Origin of the sequence: Citrobacter sp. L55, assembly GCF_002850715.1 — a bacterium.
GTDB classification, from domain to species: Bacteria; Pseudomonadota; Gammaproteobacteria; order Enterobacterales; family Enterobacteriaceae; genus Citrobacter; species Citrobacter braakii.
This window is the reverse complement of the sequence record NZ_KZ559408.1, coordinates 114,186-138,457: the sequence shown is the minus strand read 5'-3', so window position 1 is coordinate 138,457 and position 24,272 is coordinate 114,186. Positions and strand designations below refer to the sequence as shown.

The 24,272-nt window shown below is 53.0% G+C and carries 20 protein-coding genes and 1 pseudogene; 20 read left to right on the top strand and 1 reads right to left on the bottom strand.

Going from position 1 to position 24,272, the window contains the following annotated elements; all coding sequences use genetic code 11:
• Nucleotides 1–85: 85 nt before the first annotated feature.
• Nucleotides 86–172 carry a leu operon leader peptide gene (leuL, locus tag B9P82_RS29450; RefSeq protein ID WP_049269161.1) on the bottom strand — a complete coding sequence of 29 codons (87 nt, stop codon included), beginning with the start codon at nucleotides 170–172 and terminating at the stop codon, nucleotides 86–88.
• Between the two features lie 654 nt (nucleotides 173–826).
• On the opposite strand from leuL, the gene leuO reads away from it, so the two are divergent.
• From leuO to lpxC, 20 genes and pseudogenes are all read left to right on the top strand, one after another.
• Nucleotides 827–1,774, top strand: a complete 948-nt coding sequence (gene leuO, locus B9P82_RS19210; protein ID WP_016151687.1) for a transcriptional regulator LeuO — start codon at nucleotides 827–829, stop codon at nucleotides 1,772–1,774.
• Between the two features lie 318 nt (nucleotides 1,775–2,092).
• Nucleotides 2,093–3,817, top strand: coding sequence for an acetolactate synthase 3 large subunit (ilvI, locus tag B9P82_RS19205; protein WP_016151688.1), 1,725 nt, complete (start codon nucleotides 2,093–2,095; stop codon nucleotides 3,815–3,817).
• A gap of 2 nt (nucleotides 3,818–3,819) precedes the next feature.
• The gene (gene ilvN, locus B9P82_RS19200; RefSeq protein ID WP_003829566.1) at nucleotides 3,820–4,311 is read left to right on the top strand and encodes an acetolactate synthase small subunit; all 492 of its coding nucleotides are present in this window, start codon (nucleotides 3,820–3,822) and stop codon (nucleotides 4,309–4,311) included.
• Between the two features lie 175 nt (nucleotides 4,312–4,486).
• Nucleotides 4,487–5,491: a catabolite repressor/activator gene (cra, locus tag B9P82_RS19195; protein ID WP_101700752.1), complete on the top strand. Its 1,005-nt coding sequence runs from the start codon at nucleotides 4,487–4,489 to the stop codon at nucleotides 5,489–5,491.
• A 613-nt stretch (nucleotides 5,492–6,104) separates the two neighbouring features.
• Nucleotides 6,105–6,563, top strand: coding sequence for a division/cell wall cluster transcriptional repressor MraZ (gene mraZ / locus B9P82_RS19185; protein ID WP_005124560.1), 459 nt, complete (start codon nucleotides 6,105–6,107; stop codon nucleotides 6,561–6,563).
• Between the two features lies 1 nt (nucleotide 6,564).
• Nucleotides 6,565–7,505 (top strand): annotated as a pseudogene (gene rsmH, locus B9P82_RS19180) (16S rRNA (cytosine(1402)-N(4))-methyltransferase RsmH).
• Nucleotides 7,502–7,867 (top strand): cell division protein FtsL, encoded by a 366-nt coding sequence (gene ftsL, locus B9P82_RS19175; RefSeq protein WP_006686695.1) that lies wholly within the window; start codon nucleotides 7,502–7,504, stop codon nucleotides 7,865–7,867. The pseudogene rsmH and the gene ftsL overlap by 4 nt, the downstream one beginning before the upstream one ends.
• 15 nt (nucleotides 7,868–7,882) lie before the next feature.
• Entirely contained in the window at nucleotides 7,883–9,649 is a 1,767-nt protein-coding gene (gene ftsI, locus B9P82_RS19170; RefSeq protein ID WP_016151691.1) for a peptidoglycan glycosyltransferase FtsI, read from the top strand.
• On the top strand, nucleotides 9,636–11,123 hold the full coding sequence (gene murE / locus B9P82_RS19165; RefSeq protein ID WP_016151692.1) for a UDP-N-acetylmuramoyl-L-alanyl-D-glutamate--2,6-diaminopimelate ligase: 1,488 nt from the start codon (nucleotides 9,636–9,638) through the stop codon (nucleotides 11,121–11,123). Before ftsI ends, murE begins: the two co-directional genes overlap by 14 nt.
• A complete protein-coding gene (murF, locus tag B9P82_RS19160) occupies nucleotides 11,120–12,478 on the top strand; it encodes a UDP-N-acetylmuramoyl-tripeptide--D-alanyl-D-alanine ligase (RefSeq protein ID WP_019078371.1) in 1,359 nt (452 codons plus the stop codon). The genes murE and murF overlap by 4 nt, the downstream gene beginning before the upstream one ends.
• The gene (gene mraY, locus B9P82_RS19155) at nucleotides 12,472–13,554 is read left to right on the top strand and encodes a phospho-N-acetylmuramoyl-pentapeptide-transferase (RefSeq protein ID WP_016151694.1); all 1,083 of its coding nucleotides are present in this window, start codon (nucleotides 12,472–12,474) and stop codon (nucleotides 13,552–13,554) included. The genes murF and mraY overlap by 7 nt, the downstream gene beginning before the upstream one ends.
• 2 nt (nucleotides 13,555–13,556) lie before the next feature.
• Complete coding sequence (gene murD, locus B9P82_RS19150; RefSeq protein WP_016151695.1) at nucleotides 13,557–14,873, top strand: UDP-N-acetylmuramoyl-L-alanine--D-glutamate ligase; 1,317 nt, start codon at nucleotides 13,557–13,559, stop codon at nucleotides 14,871–14,873.
• On the top strand, nucleotides 14,873–16,117 hold the full coding sequence (ftsW, locus tag B9P82_RS19145; RefSeq protein WP_016151696.1) for a cell division protein FtsW: 1,245 nt from the start codon (nucleotides 14,873–14,875) through the stop codon (nucleotides 16,115–16,117). Before murD ends, ftsW begins: the two co-directional genes overlap by 1 nt.
• Nucleotides 16,114–17,181 (top strand): undecaprenyldiphospho-muramoylpentapeptide beta-N-acetylglucosaminyltransferase, encoded by a 1,068-nt coding sequence (murG, locus tag B9P82_RS19140; protein WP_101700751.1) that lies wholly within the window; start codon nucleotides 16,114–16,116, stop codon nucleotides 17,179–17,181. Before ftsW ends, murG begins: the two co-directional genes overlap by 4 nt.
• 51 nt (nucleotides 17,182–17,232) lie before the next feature.
• Nucleotides 17,233–18,708 (top strand): UDP-N-acetylmuramate--L-alanine ligase, encoded by a 1,476-nt coding sequence (gene murC, locus B9P82_RS19135; RefSeq protein ID WP_016151698.1) that lies wholly within the window; start codon nucleotides 17,233–17,235, stop codon nucleotides 18,706–18,708.
• Nucleotides 18,701–19,621 (top strand): D-alanine--D-alanine ligase, encoded by a 921-nt coding sequence (locus tag B9P82_RS19130; protein ID WP_016151699.1) that lies wholly within the window; start codon nucleotides 18,701–18,703, stop codon nucleotides 19,619–19,621. The genes murC and B9P82_RS19130 overlap by 8 nt, the downstream gene beginning before the upstream one ends.
• A gap of 1 nt (nucleotide 19,622) precedes the next feature.
• Nucleotides 19,623–20,456: a cell division protein FtsQ gene (ftsQ, locus tag B9P82_RS19125; protein WP_003018758.1), complete on the top strand. Its 834-nt coding sequence runs from the start codon at nucleotides 19,623–19,625 to the stop codon at nucleotides 20,454–20,456.
• The gene (ftsA, locus tag B9P82_RS19120) at nucleotides 20,453–21,715 is read left to right on the top strand and encodes a cell division protein FtsA (RefSeq protein ID WP_003018755.1); all 1,263 of its coding nucleotides are present in this window, start codon (nucleotides 20,453–20,455) and stop codon (nucleotides 21,713–21,715) included. Before ftsQ ends, ftsA begins: the two co-directional genes overlap by 4 nt.
• Nucleotides 21,716–21,901: 186 nt before the next feature.
• A complete protein-coding gene (gene ftsZ / locus B9P82_RS19115; RefSeq protein WP_003018753.1) occupies nucleotides 21,902–23,053 on the top strand; it encodes a cell division protein FtsZ in 1,152 nt (383 codons plus the stop codon).
• 100 nt (nucleotides 23,054–23,153) lie between these two features.
• The gene (gene lpxC / locus B9P82_RS19110) at nucleotides 23,154–24,071 is read left to right on the top strand and encodes a UDP-3-O-acyl-N-acetylglucosamine deacetylase (RefSeq protein ID WP_006686706.1); all 918 of its coding nucleotides are present in this window, start codon (nucleotides 23,154–23,156) and stop codon (nucleotides 24,069–24,071) included.
• Nucleotides 24,072–24,272: the final 201 nt, after the last annotated feature.

Below are 24,272 nucleotides of genomic sequence, written 5' to 3'. Positions count from 1 at the left end.
AGGTCCTTGGTCTTTAGGGCGCCTTGCTTCGAGCATAAAAAAACCCGCGCAACGGCGCGGGTTTTTTGTCTTAACTGGAGCTGACTTAATGCTGAATGTCGTCCACCAGTCTACCGCGCAATGAGAATGCGTTTAGTAGTAGTAGACCGATAAAACGAGCAATGTAAGTCATCAATCAAGCTCCAGGCGAATGCGATATGCTTTTAGTGGTACTGGATATGAAGACTGATGTCAACCCCATTCCCTGCAAATGCTCCCGTTAAGGGGGAAAGTTTCTGATAAACTTAAGCGAATTGTGCTGAATTTCTCAGGGTATATAAAATTAATCATCTGATCGTTGAACATATTTTTCACGGTTTGACATATTTAAGCATATTTATTTGCATTTATGGTAACGAAGAACTAAAGATAACGCCTCATTTGGGATTTCATATCTTTATGATTTATCAGCTTTTATAGTCATTCTGAATGGATGAAACCAATGTGTTACCCAATAATTGATAAATTAATGTTAACTTTTAATGTGTTAATAATAGAAATGTTTAATTAAAACTTAAATACGTATTCACTGTGCGTATGATTGTGTATTCGCCACGCTTATGGTTATATTGTTTTCGAAATTTAAACATATGAATCATCGCGCAGTGACATCTGCCGCACTACGCTTGTGGTGTTCTTTTGTACATTTAGATTTGTGCCTTTATGTTTTCCTAATTTTAATGTTTTTCCTTTTTCTTATTTTATATGCATGGTAAATCATATTAACGGAGATTATTTCTGCACTCCGTCTGGGAAAAGGGAGTTTAGAGTGACAGTGGAGTTAAATATGCCAGAAGTAAAAATAATAGATAAATCTAATCTCATAGAGATGGGGAAGCCACAGCTTCGCATGGTTGATCTTAATTTATTAACTGTTTTTGATGCGGTGATGCAGGAACAAAATATTACGCGTGCTGCACATACGCTGGGGATGTCGCAACCCGCTGTCAGTAATGCGGTCGCACGCCTGAAAGTCATGTTTAACGATGAGCTTTTTGTTCGTTATGGCCGTGGAATCCAGCCGACAGCAAGAGCCTTCCAGCTGTTTGGCTCCGTTCGTCAGGCATTGCAATTAGTGCAGAATGAACTGCCTGGTTCCGGCTTTGAACCTACCAGCAGCGAGCGTGTATTCAATCTTTGCGTATGCAGTCCATTGGATAATATTCTTACTTCGTTGATTTATAATCGAGTTGAACAAGTCGCGCCGAACATTAATGTCGTTTTTAAATCTTCACTAAATCTAAATACCGAGCACCAATTACGTTATCAGGAAACTGAGTTTGTTATTAGCTATGAAGAATTCCGTCGTCCGGAATTTACCAGTGTTCCGTTATTCAATGACGAAATGGTGTTAGTGGCAAGCAAAAAACATCCGCGCATTAGTGGCCCATTGCTGGAAAGCAATCTCTATCATGAACAGCATGCCGTGGTTTCGCTCGATCGCTTCGCCTCATTCAGCCAGCCGTGGTATGACACACCGGATAAACAATCCTGCGTGGCTTATCAGGGAATGGCATTAATCAGCGTGCTTAATATTGTGTCGCAAACGCACCTGGTCTCTATTGCGCCGCGTTGGTTGGCGGAAGAGTTCGCCGATTCTTTAGAACTGCAGATATTGCCTTTACCTTTAAAATTGAATAGCCGCACATGTTATCTTTCCTGGCATGAGGCTGCGGGGCGCGATAAAGGACATCAATGGATGGAAGAACTGTTGGTCTCCGTCTGTAAGAAGTAGCCGCTGGCAGAATAAATCGGGGAATACATCTGGTTTATTCTGCTTTTATCTTTATATCTAAAATTTTGTGCTGAACTCGACTTTTTACGTATGTCCGAAAGTGTAAAAAAATAGACTAATTGCTGTAAGTCCCCCTTTTTAAGCGATTATTTATCATATCAATTGCTTATGCTGGTTTAATTCTCCATTTATTCAATTCTTACCTCCGTTTTATTCTTATTTACTCCAGTGCCACCCCTTCGGAGTCAATTGCCATGCGTCATCGTCAGCGGTTAATGTGTTGTTAAACCGTAATTCATTATAAGAGTGAGGCAAGCCATGGAGATGTTGTCTGGAGCCGAGATGGTCGTCCGATCGCTTATCGATCAGGGTGTGAAGCAGGTATTCGGTTATCCCGGGGGGGCCGTCCTCGATATTTATGATGCATTGCATACGGTCGGCGGTATTGATCATGTGTTAGTCCGTCATGAGCAAGCCGCGGTACATATGGCTGATGGCCTGGCGCGTGCCACGGGAGAAGTGGGCGTCGTTTTGGTCACTTCCGGACCAGGGGCAACCAATGCGATCACCGGGATTGCAACGGCATATATGGATTCCATTCCGCTGGTGATCCTCTCCGGCCAGGTCGCCACCTCCCTGATTGGCTACGATGCCTTTCAGGAGTGCGACATGGTGGGTATATCCCGCCCGGTGGTAAAACACAGTTTTCTGGTTAAACAAACGGAAGATATCCCGCAGGTGCTGAAAAAAGCCTTCTGGTTGGCGGCAAGCGGTCGTCCGGGGCCGGTGGTGGTGGATTTGCCGAAAGATATTCTGAATCCGGCGAAAAAACTGCCTTATAGCTGGCCGGAGTCGGTGAGTATGCGTTCGTATAACCCGACAACGACCGGGCACAAAGGACAGATAAAACGTGCTTTGCAGACGCTGGTGGCGGCGAAGAAACCGGTTGTCTATGTTGGTGGTGGCGCGGTGAATGCCGCCTGTCACGAACAACTGGGGCAAATTGCCGAAGCACTTAATCTGCCGGTTGTCTCCTCGCTGATGGGGTTAGGCGCGTTTCCGGCCACGCATCGCCAGGCGCTGGGAATGTTGGGCATGCATGGTACTTACGAAGCGAATATGACCATGCATCATTCTGATGTGATCTTTGCCGTCGGCGTTCGTTTTGACGATCGAACGACCAATAACCTGGCAAAATATTGCCCGAATGCGACCGTGCTGCATATCGACATCGATCCGACCTCAATTTCAAAAACCGTCACTGCGGATATTCCGATTGTGGGCGATGCTCGCCTGGTGCTGGATCAGATGCTTGAACTGCTGCCGCAGGAGAAATCGCAGCAGCCGCTGGATGATAACCGTGACTGGTGGCAACAGATCGAACACTGGCGCGCTCGTCAGTGCCTGAAATACGACACGCAAAGTGAAAGTATTAAACCGCAGGCGGTGATTGAAACCATCTGGCGTCTGACGAAAGGGGATGCATACGTGACCTCTGACGTTGGCCAGCATCAAATGTTTGCCGCACTTTACTATCCGTTCGATAAACCACGCCGCTGGATTAACTCAGGCGGCCTCGGCACCATGGGATTCGGTTTACCCGCGGCGTTAGGGGTGAAAATGGCGCTGCCGGATGAAACAGTGGTGTGCGTCACCGGGGATGGCAGCATTCAGATGAACATCCAGGAACTGTCGACGGCGCTGCAATATGAGCTACCGGTACTGGTGCTCAACCTTAACAACCGCTATCTCGGCATGGTCAAACAGTGGCAGGACATGATTTACTCCGGGCGTCACTCCCAGTCTTACATGCAGTCGCTACCCGATTTTGTGCGCCTTGCTGAAGCTTATGGGCATATCGGTATCCAGATTAATCATCCAGGCGAACTGGAGAGCAAGCTGGGCGAAGCGCTGGAACATGTGCGTAACCATCGCCTGGTGTTTGTTGATGTCACCGTCGACGGCAGTGAGCATGTCTACCCGATGCAGATTCGTGGGGGCGGGATGGACGAAATGTGGTTAAGTAAAACGGAGAGGACCTGATTATGCGCCGGATATTATCAGTATTGCTGGAAAACGAGTCGGGTGCATTGTCACGCGTGATTGGCCTCTTCGCCCAGCGCGGATACAACATTGAAAGCCTGACCGTCGCGCCGACTGACGACCCGACCTTATCGCGGATGACGATTCAAACGGTAGGGGATGAGAAAGTCCTGGAGCAGATCGAAAAGCAGCTACACAAACTGGTGGATGTTCTGCGCGTCAGCGAACTGGGGCAGGGCGCCCACGTTGAACGAGAAATCATGCTGGTGAAAATCCAGGCCAGCGGCTATGGCCGGGAAGAGGTGAAACGCAACACGGAGATATTCCGTGGGCAAATCATCGATGTTACGCCGTCGATCTACACCGTACAGCTGGCGGGCACCAGCGATAAGCTGGATGCGTTTCTGGCAACGCTACGGGAAGTCGCCAAAATCGTGGAAGTTGCCCGTTCCGGCGTGGTGGGGCTTTCCCGCGGCGATAAAATTATGCGCTAACGCTTACCTGACCTACGCGAGATGCATTGGCTATCGGTTGCTTTTTTTTGCGAAATCAGCAGTAACCAGAGACAAAAGCGGTTGCCGCAGTCATTATTCTGCGCTTAGATGTTAAGAAGTTTAACCCATGCCATCTCAAAGGTTATGGTTTGTACATTTTACGCAAGGGGCAATTGTGAAACTGGATGAAATCGCTCGGTTGGCCGGCGTTTCGCGAACGACTGCAAGCTACGTTATTAACGGCAAAGCAAAGCAATACCGCGTAAGCGACAAAACGGTTGAAAAAGTCATGGCGGTGGTGCGTGAGCATAATTACCACCCGAATGCCGTGGCGGCCGGGCTGCGTGCTGGACGCACACGTTCTATCGGGCTGGTGATCCCGGATCTCGAGAACACGAGCTATACCCGGATCGCAAACTATCTGGAGCGCCAGGCGCGTCAGCGCGGGTATCAACTACTGATTGCCTGCTCTGAAGATCAGCCTGATAACGAAATGCGCTGTATTGAGCATCTTTTACAACGTCAGGTTGATGCCATTATCGTTTCGACTTCCTTGCCGCCTGAACATCCGTTTTATCAGCGCTGGGCGAACAGTTCATTCCCGATTGTGGCGCTGGATCGCGCGCTGGATCGTGAACATTTCACCAGCGTGGTGGGCGCAGACCAGGATGATGCGCAGATGCTGGCGGAGGAGTTACGTAAATTCCCTGCTGAAACCGTGCTCTATTTGGGGGCGCTTCCTGAATTGTCCGTCAGTTTCCTGCGCGAACAGGGTTTCCGTACCGCGTGGAAGGACGATCTGCGTGAAGTGCATTTTCTCTATGCCAACAGCTATGAGCGGGAGGCGGCCGCGCAGTTATTTGATAAATGGCTGGAAACGCATCCAATGCCTCAGGCGCTGTTTACCACGTCGTTTGCCCTGTTGCAGGGGGTGATGGATGTGACCCTGCGCCGCGACGGGCAGTTACCGTCTGATTTAGCGATTGCGACTTTTGGCGACCACGAGCTGCTCGACTTCCTGCAGTGCCCGGTACTGGCGGTGGCGCAGCGCCATCGGGATGTCGCGGAACGCGTGCTGGAGATTGTGTTGGCAAGCCTGGATGAGCCGCGTAAACCCAAACCAGGTTTAACGCGTATACGGCGTAATCTGTACCGTCGCGGTATTCTAAGCCGTAACTAAGTTGCCTCAATTGATGATGTCGGCGGATAAGACTCTGACATCATCAATTATCCCATTCTCGGAAATAACTGCATTATAATTAAGAATATTCTTTAGAATTATCTGAAATTGATTCTTCTATTATGCCGAATTAAAACTGCAACTATCCATTTTTGGGTTATTGAGACGTAACGATGCGTTACGGTTGTATTATTTTGTTACAAGCATGTAGGGATTTGCCGAATTAACAAACACTTTACTGGTGTGTTGCGGCAATCTCGCCCTTATCTCGCTCCTGTGCGGCGTACAGACTGATTAACTGGTACTGTTATCTCGCTGCATATTGTCCTAAAATGCCGCTCGCGTCGCAAACTGACACTTTATATTTTTCTTTTGATGATATTCAGTTGTTTTAAACAATCATGAGTTGTTGGATTTTTTTCTTACAAATATTCATGACGTTAATTTGCTTCGTTTGCTGTACGGAATTTGTTCAACGCTGATATTAGCCGTAAACAATGGGTTTTTTGCTCCGCTAAGCGCCGTGACTTGCTTGACAAGGTTTTCCTCCGCTCCGTAAACTCCTTTAAGTGGGAATTTGTGGGATAAAGTGGTAATCGGGGGTGAGGCTGGCATGTTCCGGGGAGCAACGTTAGTTAATCTCGACAGTAAAGGGCGCTTATCTGTGCCTACCCGTTATCGGGATCAACTGCTCGAGAGCGCTACCGGTCAAATGGTTTGCACCATTGACATCCATCACCCGTGCCTGCTGCTGTACCCCCTGCCTGAATGGGAAATTATCGAGCAGAAGTTATCGCGTCTGTCGAGCATGAATCCAGTTGAGCGTCGCGTACAGCGCCTGTTGTTGGGTCATGCTAGCGAATGTCAGATGGATAGCGCTGGCCGATTATTGATAGCGCCCATTCTGCGGCAACACGCAGGGCTAACGAAAGAAGTGATGCTGGTTGGGCAGTTCAATAAGTTTGAGCTGTGGGATGAAACGACCTGGTATCAACAGGTCAAGGAAGATATCGACGCTGAGCAGTCTGTTACCGGCGCGCTGTCGGAACGATTGCAGGATTTGTCTCTATAAAATGATGGAAAATTATAAACATACAACGGTGTTGCTGGATGAAGCCGTAAACGGCCTGAATATTCGTCCAGACGGCATCTACATTGACGGGACATTTGGTCGCGGTGGTCACTCACGTCTGATCCTCTCGCAACTTGGCGAAGAGGGGCGTTTACTGGCCATCGATCGCGATCCGCAGGCGATTGCCGTTGCAAAGACGATTACCGATCCCCGTTTTTCCATCGTCCATGGTCCTTTTTCTGCGCTGGCTGATTATGTCGCCGAGCGCGGACTTACCGGTAAGATCGACGGGATTCTTCTCGATCTTGGGGTGTCTTCTCCACAGCTTGATGATGCTGAGCGCGGATTCTCATTTATGCGTGACGGTCCGTTAGATATGCGTATGGACCCTACACGCGGTCAGTCAGCGGCCGAATGGCTGCAAACCGCCGATGAAGCAGACATTGCCTGGGTGATTAAAACCTTTGGCGAAGAGCGCTTCGGCAAACGTATTGCTCGCGCCATCGTAGAGCGCAACCGCATCGAACCGATGACCCGCACTAAAGAGCTGGCGGAAGTGATTGCGGCGGCAATGCCGGTGAAAGACAAATTCAAACATCCCGCGACCCGTACCTTCCAGGCGGTGCGCATTTGGGTGAACAGTGAACTGGAGGAGATAGAGCAGGCGCTAAAAAGCTCGCTCAGCGTGCTGGCACCAGGTGGTCGCCTTTCGGTAATCAGTTTCCATTCGCTTGAAGATCGCATTGTTAAACGCTTTATGCGCGAACAAAGCCGTGGTCCTCAGGTTCCGGCTGGAATACCGATGACCGAAGCGCAGATCAAAAAGCTGGGCGGCCGTGAGTTAAGAGCACTAGGCAAATGATGCCGGGTGAAGAAGAGGTAGCTGAAAATCCTCGTGCCCGTAGTTCAGTTCTGCGTATTGCAGAGAGGACGAACGCATGATCAGCAGAGTGACAGAAGCCCTCAGCAAAGTTAAAGGATCGATAGGAAGCAACGAGCGCCATGCCTTGCCTGGCGTGATCGGTGACGATCTTTTGCGGTATGGGAAGCTGCCACTCTGCCTGTTCATTTGCATTATTTTGACGGCGGTTACCGTCGTGACAACAGCACACCATACGCGGTTACTGACCGCGCAGCGTGAGCAGCTGGTTCTGGAGCGAGATGCGTTGGATATCGAATGGCGCAACTTGATCCTTGAGGAGAACGCGCTCGGCGACCATAGCCGTGTTGAACGGATCGCAACGGAAAAGCTGCAAATGCAGCATGTTGATCCCTCACAAGAAAATATCGTAGTACAAAAATAAGGATAAACGCGACGCATGAAAGCAGCGGCAAAAACGCACAAGCCAAAACGCCAGGAAGAACAAGCCAACTTTATCAGTTGGCGTTTTGCGTTACTGTGCGGCTGTATTTTGCTGGCACTGGGTTTTCTGCTGGGGCGCGTTGCCTGGCTGCAAATCATCGCGCCGGACATGCTGGTGCGTCAGGGCGACATGCGCTCTCTGCGCGTACAGGAAGTGTCCACATCGCGCGGGATGATTACTGACCGTTCAGGTCGTCCGCTGGCGGTGAGCGTTCCGGTTAAGGCGATTTGGGCCGACCCCAAAGAGGTGCATGACGCAGGCGGCGTAAGCGTTGGTGAACGCTGGAGAGCGCTGTCGACCGCGCTGAATCTCCCGCTCGATCAACTGGCTTCCCGCATTAACGCCAACCCGAAAGGGCGCTTTATCTATCTGGCGCGTCAGGTAAACCCTGACATGGCTGACTACATCAAAAAACTGAAGCTGCCAGGCATTCACCTGCGCGAAGAATCCCGCCGTTACTATCCTTCCGGAGAAGTGACCGCTCACCTTATCGGCTTTACTAACGTCGACAGCCAGGGGATTGAAGGCGTTGAGAAGAGCTTCGACAAATGGCTCACCGGGCAACCGGGCGAACGTATTGTACGTAAAGACCGTTATGGCCGCGTCATTGAGGATATTTCCTCTACCGACAGTCAGGCGGCGCATAACCTTGCGCTAAGTATCGATGAGCGTTTACAGGCGCTGGTCTACCGCGAACTGAATAACGCCGTGGCGTTTAACAAGGCGGAGTCAGGCAGTGCGGTACTGGTGGATGTGAACACCGGTGAAGTGCTGGCGATGGCCAACAGCCCGTCCTACAACCCGAACAATCTCACCGGTACGCCGAAGGATGCGATGCGTAACCGTACGATTACCGACGTGTTTGAACCGGGTTCCACCGTCAAACCGATGGTGGTGATGACGGCGCTGCAGCGTGGCGTGGTTCGCGAAAATACCGTACTTAACACTATCCCTTACCGAATTAATGGCCACGAAATTAAAGACGTGGCGCGTTATAGCGAATTGACCCTCACCGGGGTTTTGCAGAAGTCGAGTAACGTCGGTGTTTCCAAGCTGGCGTTAGCGATGCCGTCCTCAGCGTTAGTAGACACTTACTCACGTTTTGGGCTGGGAAAAGCGACCAATTTGGGGTTGGTCGGAGAACGCAGTGGCTTATATCCTCAAAAACAACGGTGGTCTGACATAGAGAGGGCCACCTTCTCTTTCGGCTATGGGCTAATGGTAACGCCGTTACAGTTAGCGCGAGTCTATGCAACGATCGGCAGCTATGGCGTTTATCGGCCACTGTCGATCACCAAAGTTGACCCTCCTGTTCCGGGCGAGCGTATCTTCCCGGAATCAACCGTGCGTACCGTAGTGCACATGATGGAAAGCGTGGCGCTGCCCGGCGGCGGCGGCGTGAAGGCGGCGATTAAAGGCTATCGTATCGCCATTAAAACCGGTACGGCGAAGAAAGTAGGGCCGGATGGCCGCTACATCAACAAATACATTGCTTATACCGCAGGCGTTGCGCCTGCGAGTCAGCCGCGCTTCGCGCTGGTTGTTGTTATCAACGATCCGCAGGCGGGTAAATACTACGGTGGCGCCGTTTCCGCGCCGGTCTTTGGTGCCATCATGGGCGGCGTACTGCGCACCATGAACATCGAACCGGATGCGCTGACAACGGGCGATAAAAATGAATTTGTGAATAATCAAGGCGAGGCAACAGGTGGCAGATCGTAATTTGCGCGACCTTCTTGCTCCATGGGTGCCGGGTGCACCGGAGCGAGCACTGCGGGAGATGACGCTCGACAGCCGTATGGCTGCATCGGGCGATCTCTTTGTCGCAGTATTGGGTCATCAGGCGGACGGGCGTCGGTATATCCCGCAGGCGATAGCGCAAGGTGTGGCTGCCATTATTGCAGAAGCAAAAGATGAAGCTACTGACGGTGAAATCCGTGAAATGCACGGCGTTCCAGTTATCTATCTCAGTCAGCTTAACGAACGTTTATCTGCACTGGCGGGCCGCTTTTACCACGAGCCTTCTGAAAAAATGCGACTGGTCGGCGTGACCGGGACCAACGGTAAAACCACCACCACCCAATTGCTGGCACAGTGGAGCCAACTGCTTGGCGAAACCAGCGCGGTGATGGGAACAGTCGGCAATGGCCTGCTGGGCAAAGTGATCCCGACGGAAAATACCACCGGTTCAGCCGTAGATGTCCAGCATGTGCTGGCAGGGCTGGTTGCACAAGGCGCAACGGTTGGCGCGATGGAAGTGTCTTCACACGGTCTGGTTCAGCATCGCGTGGCGGCGCTGAAGTTTGCCGCATCAGTATTTACTAACTTAAGCCGTGACCATCTTGATTACCACGGCGACATGGAACATTACGAAGCCGCGAAATGGCTGCTGTATTCCACGCACCATTGCGGCCAGGCCATCGTTAATGCGGATGATGAAGTCGGTCGTCGCTGGTTGGCCAAACTTCCGGATGCGGTTGCCGTATCGATGGAAGACCACATCAACCCGAACTGTCACGGTCGTTGGTTAAAGGCGATTGACGTGAATTATCACGACAGCGGGGCAACAATTCGTTTTACCTCCTCATGGGGTGACGGCGAAATTGAAAGTCGCCTGATGGGCGCGTTTAACGTCAGCAATCTGCTGTTGGCACTGGCAACGCTGCTGGCGTTGGGATATCCGTTAGCTGATTTACTGAAAACGGCGACACAATTACAGCCAGTTTGTGGGCGCATGGAAGTGTTCAGCGCGCCGGGTAAAACCACCGTTGTGGTTGATTATGCCCATACGCCAGATGCGCTGGAAAAAGCGCTGCAGGCGGCACGTCTGCACTGTACTGGCAAACTGTGGTGCGTCTTTGGTTGCGGCGGCGATCGCGACAAAGGCAAACGTCCGTTGATGGGCGCGATTGCCGAGCAGTTTGCTGATGTTGTCGTGGTGACCGATGACAACCCGCGTACCGAAGAGCCGCGCGCCATTATTAACGACATTCTGGCGGGTATGCTGGATGCCGGACAGGCGAAAGTGATGGAAGGTCGCGCAGAGGCTGTGACAAACGCCATTATGCAGGCGAAAGAAAACGATGTGGTGCTGGTGGCCGGGAAAGGTCACGAAGACTACCAGATCGTTGGCTCGCAGCGCCTCGACTATTCTGACCGCGTCACGGCAGCGCGTCTGCTGGGAGTAATCGCATGATTAGCGTAACGCTCAGCCAACTGGCGGAGATCCTCCGTGGCGAACTGAAAGGAGCCGATCTGACTCTTGATGCGGTGACAACCGATACGCGTAAAGTTACGCCGGGCTGCCTGTTTGTCGCGCTGAAAGGCGAACGCTTTGATGCCCACGATTTCGCAGACAAGGCGCAAGAGAGCGGGGCGGGTGCGCTGCTGGTCAGCCGTCCGTTGGACACCAACCTGCCGCAGCTGATTGTTAAAGATACACGTCTGGCGTTTGGTGAACTGGCGGCATGGGTACGCGCTCAGGTTCCGGCGCGCGTTGTCGCGCTGACCGGCTCTTCCGGTAAAACGTCTGTCAAAGAGATGACCGCATCCATTCTGAGTCAGTGTGGCAACACCTTATATACCGCGGGCAACCTGAATAACGACATCGGCGTACCGATGACGCTGTTGCGCTTAAACAACGATTACGACTATGCCGTGATTGAGCTTGGCGCTAATCATCAGGGCGAAATCGCCTGGACCGTTGGCCTGACGCGTCCGGAAGCGGCGCTGGTGAACAACCTGGCAGCCGCGCATCTGGAAGGCTTTGGTTCACTGGCGGGTGTTGCGAAGGCAAAAGGTGAGATTTTTACCGGCCTGCCAGCGAACGGAATCGCCATTATGAATGCCGACAATAACGACTGGCTGAACTGGCAGAGCATTATCGGCGATCGCAAAGTCTGGCGCTTCTCCCCGAATGCGGCCAACAGCGACTTTTCGGCGGCCAATGTTCATGTGACTTCACACGGCACAGAGTTTTCTCTGCAAACGCCAACCGGAAGCATTGATGTTCTGCTGCCGCTGCCGGGTCGTCACAACATTGCTAACGCCCTGGCGGCGGCTGCGCTCTCTATGGCGGTAGGCGCGACGCACGAAGCGATTAAAGCGGGTCTGAAGGAGCTGCAAGCGGTACCGGGGCGTCTGTTCCCGATTCAACTGGCAGAAAATCAGCTACTGCTGGATGACTCCTATAACGCAAATGTCGGGTCAATGACCGCAGCGGTAAACGTGCTGTCCGAAATGCCGGGCTACCGCGTGCTGGTCGTTGGCGATATGGCAGAGCTTGGCGCGGAAAGCGAAGCATGCCACGTGCAGGTGGGTGACGCTGCGAAGGCTGCAGGTATCGACCGTGTGCTGAGTACAGGGAAACTGAGTCAGGCAATTAGCCATGCCAGCGGTGTGGGTGAGCATTTTGCGGATAAAACCGCGTTGACCGCGCATCTTAAGGCGCTGATTGCAGAACATCAGATTATGACGATTTTAGTGAAGGGTTCACGTAGTGCCGCCATGGAAGAGGTAGTACGCGCATTACAGGAGAATGGGACATGTTAGTTTGGCTGGCCGAACATTTGGTCAAATATTATTCCGGCTTTAACGTCTTTTCCTATCTGACGTTTCGCGCCATCGTCAGCCTGCTGACCGCGCTGTTCATCTCTTTGTGGATGGGCCCGCGCATGATCGCCCGCTTGCAAAAAATGTCCTTTGGACAGGTCGTGCGTAACGACGGTCCGGAATCACACTTCAGTAAACGCGGTACGCCGACCATGGGCGGGATTATGATCCTCACCGCGATTGTTATCTCCGTACTGCTGTGGGCATACCCGTCGAACCCGTACGTATGGTGCGTGCTGGTGGTATTGGTCGGTTACGGCATTATCGGTTTTGTCGATGACTACCGCAAAGTGGTACGCAAAGACACCAAGGGCCTGATCGCGCGCTGGAAATACTTCTGGATGTCGGTGATTGCGCTGGGCGTGGCCTTTGCCCTGTATCTGGCTGGTAAAGATACCCCGGCCACTGAGCTGGTGGTGCCGTTCTTTAAAGACGTGATGCCGCAGTTGGGGCTGTTCTACGTGCTGCTGGCGTACTTCGTGATTGTGGGTACTGGCAACGCGGTCAACCTCACCGATGGTCTGGATGGTCTGGCGATTATGCCGACCGTGTTTGTGGCCGCAGGTTTTGCGTTGGTAGCGTGGGCGACCGGTAACATGAACTTCGCCAACTATCTGCATATTCCCTATTTACGTCATGCCGGCGAATTGGTGATCGTCTGTACGGCAATTGTCGGTGCGGGGTTAGGCTTCTTGTGGTTTAACACCTATCCGGCGCAGGTCTTTATGGGCGACGTCGGATCGCTGGCGCTGGGCGGCGCGCTGGGCATTATTGCCGTGCTCCTGCGTCAGGAGTTCCTGCTGGTGATCATGGGCGGTGTATTCGTCGTAGAAACACTGTCGGTCATTTTGCAGGTTGGCTCCTTTAAGCTGCGCGGACAGCGGATATTCCGTATGGCGCCGATCCACCATCACTATGAACTGAAAGGCTGGCCGGAACCGCGCGTAATTGTACGCTTCTGGATTATTTCGCTGATGCTGGTGCTGATTGGCCTGGCAACGCTGAAGGTACGTTAATCATGGCTGATTACCAGGGTAAAAAAGTCGTCATTATCGGTCTGGGTTTGACCGGGCTGTCCTGCGTGGATTTCTTCCTGGCGCGTGGCGTGACGCCGCGCGTAATGGATACCCGCGCGACGCCGCCGGGCCTGGACAAATTACCGGAAGCGGTTGAGCGTCATGTTGGCAGTCTGAATGATGACTGGCTGCTGGCCGCTGATCTTATTGTCGCCAGCCCTGGTATTGCCCTGGCGCATCCTTCGTTGAGCGCCGCCGCCGATGCGGGAATTGAAATTGTCGGCGACATTGAGCTGTTCTGTCGTGAAGCACAGGCACCGATCGTCGCGATCACCGGTTCCAACGGGAAAAGCACAGTCACTACGCTGGTAGGTGAGATGGCGAAAGCGGCCGGTGTGAACGTGGGGGTCGGCGGTAATATTGGCCTGCCCGCGCTGATGCTGCTGGATGACGAACGTGAGCTGTATGTTCTGGAACTGTCGAGCTTCCAACTGGAAACGACCTCCAGCTTACAAGCCGTAGCCGCTACCATTTTGAACGTCACCGAAGACCATATGGACAGATATCCGTTTGGCTTGCAGCAGTACCGTGCGGCCAAACTGCGCGTCTATGAAAACGCGAAAGTGTGTGTGGTCAACGCTGATGATGCGCTGACCATGCCGGTTCGCGGAGCGGATGAGCGTTGCGTGAGCTTTGGCATCAACATGGGTGACTATCACCTGAACCGTCAGCAGGGCGAAACCTGGCTGCGAGTGAAGGGTGAAAAAGTTCTTAACGTGAAAGAGATGACGCTTTCCGGTCAGCATAACTATACCAACGCCCTGGCTGCGCTGGCGCTGGCGGATGCTGCGGGTCTGCCGCGGGCGTCGAGCCTGAAAGCGCTCACCACGTTTACCGGTCTGGCGCACCGTTTCCAGACTGTGCTTGAGCACAACGGCGTGCGCTGGATTAACGATTCTAAAGCCACCAACGTCGGCAGCACTGAAGCCGCGCTGAATGGCCTGCACGTTGACGGTACGTTGCACCTGTTGCTGGGGGGAGACGGGAAATCCGCTGACTTTACGCCGCTGCAACGATACCTGACCGGCGACAACATTCGTCTGTATTGCTTTGGTCGCGATGGCGCGCAGCTTGCTGCTCTGCGACCTGACGTTACGGAACAAACTGAAACCATGGAGCAGGCAATGCGTCTGCTCGCACCGCGCGTGAAGTCGGGCGATATGGTGCTGCTGTCGCCCGCCTGCGCCAGCCTCGACCAGTTCAAGAACTTTGAGCAACGCGGTGACGTCTTTACCCGCCTGGCGAAGGAGTTGGGTTGATGCGCTTATCTCTCCCTCGTCTGAGAATGCCGCGCTTACCGGGACTGGGTATCCTGGCGTGGGTCTTCGCGGCACTTAAAGGCTGGGTGATGGCTTCGCGTGATAAAGACGCGGACAGCCTGATCATGTATGACCGCATGCTGCTGTGGTTGACCTTTGGTCTGGCAGCGATCGGTTTTGTGATGGTGACATCGGCATCGATGCCCGTAGGGCAACGCCTGGCGGGCGATCCTTTCCTGTTTGCTAAGCGTGACGCACTGTACATCTTCCTCGCCTTCTGTCTGGCGATGGTGACGCTGCGTCTGCCGATGGAGTTCTGGCAAAAGTACAGTACGACGATGCTGATAGCCTCGATCATCATGCTGCTGATTGTGCTGGTGGTGGGTAGCTCCGTTAACGGGGCGTCGCGCTGGATTGCGCTGGGGCCGCTGCGTATTCAGCCTGCGGAATTTACCAAGCTGTCGCTGTTCTGTTACCTCGCCAACTACCTGGTGCGTAAAGTTGATGAAGTGCGTAACAACCTGCGCGGTTTCTTAAAACCGATGGGCGTGATCCTGGTGCTGGCTATTTTACTGCTGGCACAGCCTGACCTTGGTACGGTGGTAGTGCTGTTTGTCACTACCCTGGCGATGCTGTTTCTCGCCGGAGCGAAACTGTGGCAGTTCATTGCCATTATCGGCATGGGGATTTCAGCGGTCGTGCTGCTGATCCTTGCCGAACCGTATCGTATTCGCCGCGTAACCTCCTTCTGGAACCCATGGGAAGATCCGTTCGGCAGTGGCTACCAGCTGACGCAATCCCTGATGGCCTTTGGTCGCGGTGAGGTTTGGGGGCAGGGCTTAGGTAATTCAGTCCAAAAACTGGAGTATTTACCAGAAGCGCACACCGACTTCATCTTCGCCATCATTGGGGAAGAGCTGGGTTATATCGGTGTGGTATTGGCACTTTTAATGGTATTCTTCGTCGCTTTTCGCGCGATGTCGATTGGCCGTAAGGCGTTGGAAATTGACCACCGTTTTTCAGGCTTTTTAGCCTGCTCAATCGGGATCTGGTTTAGCTTCCAGGCACTGGTAAACGTCGGTGCGGCGGCGGGTATGCTGCCAACCAAAGGTCTGACGCTGCCGCTGATCAGTTATGGTGGTTCAAGTTTGTTGATTATGTCGACGGCCATCATGTTTTTGTTACGTATTGATTATGAAACGCGTCTGGAAAAAGCCCAGGCGTTTACACGAGGTGCACGATGAGTGGTCAACCGAAGCGGTTAATGGTGATGGCAGGCGGTACCGGCGGGCATGTGTTCCCGGGGCTGGCGGTCGCGCACCATTTAATGGCCCAGGGCTGGCAGGTTCGTTGGCTGGGCACCGCCGATCGTATGGAAGCGGACTTAGTGCCGAAACACGGCATTGAAATTGACTTTATTCGTATCTCCGGTTTGCGTGGCAAAGGCGTCAATGCGCTGCTGGCTGCACCTGTGCGTATTTTTTTTGCCTGGCGTCAGGCGCGCGCCATCATGAAGCAGTTTAAACCCGATGTGGTGCTGGGTATGGGCGGCTACGTGTCTGGCCCTGGCGGTCTGGCGGCCTGGTCATTAGGTATTCCGGTTGTACTGCATGAGCAGAACGGCATTGCGGGATTAACTAACAAATGGCTGGCGAAGATTGCCACTACGGTGATGCAGGCTTTTCCTGGCGCTTTCCCGAATGCGGAAGTGGTGGGCAACCCAGTGCGCACTGACGTGCTGGCGCTGCCGTTGCCAAAAGTGCGCCTGGCCGGGCGTGAAGGTCCGGTTCGTGTATTGGTCGTCGGGGGATCTCAGGGCGCACGCGTACTGAACCAGACGATGCCGCAGGTTGCCGCAAAGCTTGGCGACGCGGTGACTATCTGGCATCAGAGCGGCAAAGGCGCGCAGCAGACCGTTGAACAGGCGTATGCCGACGCGGGACAACCGCAGCACAAGGTCACTGAGTTTATTGATGATATGGCAGTGGCCTACGCGTGGGCTGATGTCGTGGTTTGTCGCTCAGGCGCGCTGACGGTGAGCGAAATTGCCGCCGCAGGTTTGCCTGCGCTGTTTGTGCCGTTCCAGCACAAAGACAGACAGCAGTATTGGAATGCGCTGCCGCTGGAGAAAGCGGGCGCCGCCAAAATTCTGGAGCAGCCGCAGTTTACTGTGGATGCCGTCGCCAGCACCCTTGCCGGGTGGTCGCGAGAAACGTTATTAACCATGGCAGAACGTGCGCGCGCCGCATCCATACCGGATGCCACAGAGCGCGTTGCAAATGAAGTGAGCCGGGCTGCCCGGGCGTAATTGTGGTGATGCCTTTTGCATCGCATGAACTAAGAAGTTAATGGCTAAAGAATGAATACACAACAACTGGCAAAACTGCGTTCCATCGTGCCCGAAATGCGTCGCGTTCGGCACATTCACTTTGTCGGCATCGGTGGTGCTGGTATGGGCGGTATTGCCGAAGTTTTGGCCAATGAAGGTTATCAGATCAGCGGTTCTGACTTAGCGCCGAATCCTGTGACGCAGCAGTTGACGAATCTGGGTGCCACGATTTTCTTCAACCATCGCCCGGAAAACGTGCGCGATGCGAGCGTGGTGGTGGTATCCAGCGCTATTTCTGCGGATAACCCGGAAATTGTTGCAGCGCATGAAGCACGTATTCCGGTGATTCGTCGTGCTGAAATGCTGGCGGAGTTAATGCGTTTTCGTCACGGTATCGCTATTGCCGGGACGCACGGTAAAACCACGACCACGGCAATGGTCTCCAGCATCTACGCAGAAGCGGGTCTGGATCCCACTTTTGTCAACGGCGGTCTGGTGAAGGCCGCAGGCGTGCATGCACGCCTGGGTCATAGCCGTTATTTGATTGCCGAAGCAGACGAGAGCGACGCGTCGTTCCTGCATTTGCAGCCGATGGTGGCGATTGTCACCAATATCGAAGCTGACCACATGGATACCTACCATGGCGACTTCGAAAATTTAAAGCAGACGTTTATTAATTTCCTGCATAACTTGCCGTTTTATGGCCGTGCGGTGATGTGCGTTGACGATCCGGTGATCCGCGAACTGTTACCGCGAGTTGGCCGTCAAACCACAACCTATGGTTTCAGTGATGATGCCGATGTGCGCGTTGAAGATTACCAGCAGATTGGTCCACAAGGGCACTTCACGCTGGTGCGTCAGGGGATGGCCGATTTACGTGTTACGTTAAACGCGCCGGGTCGTCACAATGCACTGAACGCGGCGGCGGCAGTGGCGGTCGCGACGGAAGAAGGTATTGAAGACGACGCTATTCTGCGCGCGCTGGAAAGTTTCCAGGGTACCGGACGTCGTTTTGACTTCCTCGGCGAATTCCCGCTTGAGCCGGTGAACGGTAAAGCCGGGACCGCGATGCTGGTTGATGATTATGGCCACCACCCAACGGAAGTGGACGCTACGATTAAAGCCGCGCGCGCGGGGTGGCCGGACAAAAACCTGGTGATGCTGTTCCAGCCGCACCGGTTTACGCGTACTCGCGATCTGTACGACGACTTTGCCAACGTGCTGACCCAGGTCGATGCGCTGTTGATGCTGGATGTGTATGCCGCGGGCGAAGCCGCGATTCCGGGGGCCGACAGCCGCTCGTTGTGCCGTACGATTCGTGGCCGCGGTAAGATCGATCCGATTCTGGTATCCGACCCGGCCCAGGTGGCAGAAATGCTGGCACCCGTATTAACCGGCAACGATCTGATTTTGGTGCAGGGCGCTGGAAATATCGGCAAAATCGCGCGTTCCTTAGCTGAAATCAAACTGAAGCCGCAAAACCCGGAGGAAGAACAACATGGCTGATAAAATCGCGGTCCTGTTAGGGGGAACCTCCGCTGAGCGTGAAGTATCGCTGAATTCAGGCGCGGCCGTATTGGCAGGGTTACGCGAAGGTGGTGTAGATGCCCATCCGGTTGACCCTAAAGAGGTCGATGTCACTCTTCTGAAATCTATGGGGTTTCAGAAGGTGTTTATTGCGCTGCATGGTCGTGGCGGTGAAGATGGCACATTGCAGGGCATGCTGGAGCTGATTGGCCTGCCGTATACCGGCAGCGGCGTCATGGCTTCCGCGATTTCCATGGACAAACTGCGCAGCAAGCTGCTGTGGCAGGGCGCAGGTTTACCCGTCGCCCCATGGGTTGCGCTGACCCGCGCTGAGTTCGAAAAAGGTCTTAGCGATGAAGCAGTTACAAAAATTTCTGCGTTAGGCTTGCCGCTGATTGTAAAGCCAAGCCGTGAAGGTTCCAGCGTAGGGATGTCAAAAGTTGAAGAAGAAAATGCTTTGCAGGGTGCATTAGCATTGGCTTTTCAGCATGATGAAGAAGTACTGATTGAAAAATGGCTCAGTGGCCCGGAATTTACAGTTGCGATACTTGGCGAAGAAATTTTACCGTCAATACGTATCCAACCCGCGGGAACCTTCTATGATTATGAGGCGAAGTATCTCTCTGATGAGACACAATATTTCTGCCCTGCTGGTCTGGAAGTCGAACAAGAAGCCTTTTTACAGGAATTAGTCCTGAAAGCGTGGACTGCATTGGGCTGTAAAGGTTGGGGTCGCATTGACGTCATGCTGGACAGCGATGGCCAGTTTTATCTGCTGGAAGCGAATACCTCTCCGGGTATGACCAGCCACAGTCTGGTGCCGATGGCGGCGCGTCAGGCGGGCCTGAGCTTCTCGCAGTTGGTGGTAAGAATTCTGGAGTTGGCGGACTGATATGTCGCAGGCTGCGCTGAACACGCGAAACGGTGATGAAGAAGAAGTAAACTCCTCACGCCGCAATAATGGAACGCGTCTTGCAGGAATACTGTTCCTGCTGACAGTGCTGTGCACCGTGTTTGTCAGCGGCTGGGTAGTGTTGGGATGGATGGAAGATGCGCAGCGCCTGCCATTGTCAAAACTGGTGTTAACCGGTGAACGGCATTACACGCGCAATGATGATATCCGTCAGTCCATCCTGGCGCTGGGCGCTCCGGGAACATTTATGACTCAGGATGTGAACATCATCCAGAGCCAGATTGAACGCCTCCCCTGGATCAAACAGGCGAGCGTCAGAAAGCAATGGCCTGATGAATTGAAGATTCATCTGGTTGAATATGTGCCAATAGCGCGTTGGAATGACCAACATATGGTGGATGCTGAAGGAAATACCTTCAGTGTCCCAACCGGTCGGGCTAATAAGCAGGTATTACCTATGTTGTACGGACCGGAAGGCAGCGCAAGTGAAGTGCTGCAAGGGTTCCGCGATATGGGGCAGGTGCTGGCTAAGGACAGATTCACCCTGAAGGAAGCGGCAATGACCGCTCGTCGTTCCTGGCAGTTGACGCTGAATAACGATATTAAGCTGAATCTGGGCAGGGGCGATACGATAAAACGTTTGGCTCGCTTTGTGGAACTCTACCCGGTTTTACAGCAGCAGGCGCAAACCGATGGCAAACGGATTAGCTACGTTGATTTGCGTTATGACTCAGGAGCGGCAGTAGGCTGGGTTCCCTTGCCTCCTGAGGAATCTAATCAGCAACAGAATCAGGCACAGGCAGAACAACAATGATCAAGGCGACGGACAGAAAACTGGTAGTTGGACTGGAGATTGGCACCGCGAAGGTAGCCGCTTTAGTAGGGGAAGTTCTGCCCGACGGTATGGTCAATATCATTGGCGTGGGCAGTTGCCCATCGCGAGGTATGGATAAAGGCGGGGTGAATGACCTTGAGTCAGTGGTGAAGTGCGTACAGCGCGCCATTGACCAGGCTGAACTGATGGCAGATTGCCAGATCTCTTCAGTGTATCTGGCGCTTTCCGGTAAACATATTAGCTGTCAGAATGAAATTGGTATGGTGCCCATTTCCGAAGAGGAAGTGACGCAGGAAGATGTGGAAAACGTGGTACATACGGCAAAATCCGTACGCGTTCGCGATGAACATCGTGTTCTGCACGTCATCCCGCAGGAATACGCCATCGACTACCAGGAAGGTATCAAAAATCCGGTCGGTCTTTCCGGTGTGCGTATGCAGGCAAAAGTCCACCTTATTACCTGCCACAACGACATGGCGAAGAATATTGTCAAAGCCGTTGAACGTTGTGGTCTGAAAGTTGACCAACTGATTTTTGCCGGGTTGGCAGCCAGTTATTCCGTATTGACGGAAGATGAACGTGAACTGGGTGTCTGCGTGGTGGATATTGGTGGTGGTACAATGGACATCGCCGTTTATACTGGCGGGGCGTTGCGCCACACTAAAGTTATCCCTTATGCAGGGAATGTCGTGACCAGCGATATCGCGTATGCCTTTGGTACGCCGCCGAGCGATGCTGAAGCCATCAAAGTGCGTCATGGCTGCGCACTGGGTTCCATCGTGGGTAAAGACGAGAGCGTTGAAGTGCCAAGCGTTGGTGGTCGTCCGCCGCGTAGCCTGCAACGTCAGACTCTGGCAGAGGTCATTGAGCCGCGTTATACCGAGCTGCTCAACCTGGTAAACGAAGAAATTTTGCAATTACAAGAACAGCTTCGCCAACAGGGTGTGAAACATCATCTGGCGGCGGGGATTGTGTTAACCGGCGGTGCTGCGCAAATTGAAGGTCTTGCGGCCTGCGCACAGCGCGTGTTCCATACACAAGTACGTATTGGCGCACCGCTGAATATTACCGGTCTGACGGATTATGCCCAGGAGCCGTATTATTCAACGGCGGTGGGGCTGCTGCACTACGGGAAAGAATCCCATTTAAGTGGTGAGGCTGAAGTGGAAAAGCGCGTAACTGCCTCGGTCGGATCGTGGATCAAGCGACTGAATAGCTGGTTACGTAAAGAGTTTTAATTTTTAAAGAGACCGACGCAAATTAACGGTCTCAGGCGACAGGCACTACACAAAGTCATTCAAGTTGCATCGCGGCGGCAACTGAGCGAATCTCCTGGAGCATAGTTTACTATGTCACGGGAGTGAGTGAAGGCAGCCAACAAAGAGGCGGCTTGAAGGATGAAGTGTAAAACGGAGAGAGAAACTATGTTTGAACCTATGGAACTAACCAACGACGCGGTGATTAAAGTCATCGGCGTCGGTGGCGGCGGCGGTAATGCCGTTGAACACATGGTGCGTGAGCGCATCGAAGGTGTTGAATTCTTCGCGGTGAATACCGACGCTCAGGCGTTGCGTAAAACGGCGGTTGGACAGACCATTCAGATTGGTAGCGGCATCACCAAAGGTCTGGGCGCGGGTGCAAACCCGGAAGTCGGTCGTAATGCGGCAGACGAAGATCGCGAAGCTCTGCGCGCAGCGCTTGACGGTGCAGACATGGTGTTTATCGCAGCTGGCATGGGCGGCGGTACCGGTACCGGTGCAGCGCCAGTGGTAGCTGAAGTCGCAAAAGATTTAGGTATTCTGACCGTTGCTGTCGTGACTAAGCCTTTCAACTTTGAAGGCAAGAAGCGTATGGCATTCGCGGAGCAGGGTATCACCGAGCTGTCCAAACACGTGGACTCTCTGATCACTATCCCGAACGACAAGCTGCTGAAAGTACTGGGCCGTGGTATCTCCCTGCTGGATGCATTTGGCGCAGCGAACGACGTGCTGAAAGGCGCAGTCCAGGGTATCGCTGAACTGATTACTCGTCCGGGCCTGATGAACGTCGACTTTGCAGACGTACGCACCGTGATGTCCGAAATGGGCTACGCGATGATGGGTTCTGGCGTGGCGAGTGGTGAAGACCGTGCAGAAGAAGCGGCTGAAATGGCTATCTCTTCTCCGCTGCTGGAAGATATCGATCTGTCCGGCGCACGCGGCGTGCTGGTTAACATTACTGCGGGCTTCGACCTGCGTCTGGATGAGTTCGAAACCGTGGGTAACACGATTCGTGCCTTTGCATCGGATAACGCAACTGTGGTTATCGGTACCTCTCTGGACCCGGATATGAACGACGAATTGCGCGTGACCGTTGTTGCGACTGGAATTGGTATGGACAAGCGTCCTGAAATCACTCTGGTGACCAACAAACAGGTACAGCAGCCGGTAATGGATCGTTACCAGCAGCACGGTATGGCGCCGTTGACGCAAGAGCAGAAACCGGTAGCGAAAGTGGTTAACGACAATACGCCGCAAACCACGAAAGAGCCGGATTATCTGGATATCCCTGCATTCCTGCGTAAGCAAGCTGATTAAGAATTAGCTGGAATTTGGGAATTGTGGCTCTTTGTGCTAAACTGGCCCACCGAATGTATAGTACACTTCGGTTGGATAGGTAATTTGGCGAGATTATACGATGATCAAACAAAGGACTCTTAAACGTATCGTTCAGGCGACTGGCGTCGGTTTGCATACCGGCAAAAAAGTCACCCTGACATTACGCCCTGCGCCGGCCAACACCGGGGTCATCTATCGTCGCACCGACTTGAATCCTCCGGTAGATTTCCCGGCCGATGCCAAATCTGTGCGTGATACCATGCTCTGTACGTGTCTGGTCAATGAGCATGATGTGCGGATTTCAACCGTAGAGCACCTTAATGCTGCTCTGGCGGGCTTAGGTATCGATAACATCGTTATTGAAGTTAACGCCCCGGAAATCCCGATTATGGATGGCAGTGCCGCTCCGTTCGTTTACCTGCTGCTTGATGCAGGTATTGAAGAACTGAGCAGCGCCAAAAAATTTGTTCGCATCAAAGAGACCGTTCGTGTCGAAGATGGCGATAAGTGGGCTGAGTTTAAGCCGTATAATGGTTTTACGTTGGATTTCACCATCGACTTTAACCATCCGGCGATCGACTCCAGTACGCAGCGCTACGCGATGAACTTCTCTGCGGATGCGTTCATGCGCCAGATCAGCCGCGCGCGTACTTTCGGCTTCATGCGTGATATCGAATATCTGCAGTCCCGCGGCCTGTGCCTGGGCGGCAGCTTCGATTGTGCCATCGTTGTTGACGATTATCGCGTATTGAACGAAGACGGCCTGCGTTTTGAAGACGAATTCGTTCGTCACAAAATGCTCGACGCGATTGGTGACTTGTTCATGTGTGGTCACAACATTATTGGTGCATTCACCGCGTATAAATCCGGTCATGCACTGAATAACAAACTATTGCAGGCAGTCCTGGCAAAACAGGAAGCCTGGGAATATGTGACCTTCCAGGACGATGCAGAACTGCCGTTGGCGTTCAAAGCACCTTCGACTGTACTGGCATAACGACATACGCTGTCGCATAAATTCGACTGGTAAATCTGGCACTCTCTCCGGCCAGGTGAGCCAGTCGTTTTTTATCTTTCGATTGCAAAACCACCTTATCTGAAGCGACTTTTTCCCCACCAACAGATTAAAACACCATTCGATCGCTGCTTTCTTAAGCATATTTACCCGCGACTTGCTGTCATTACTGCTGTGGAGCGT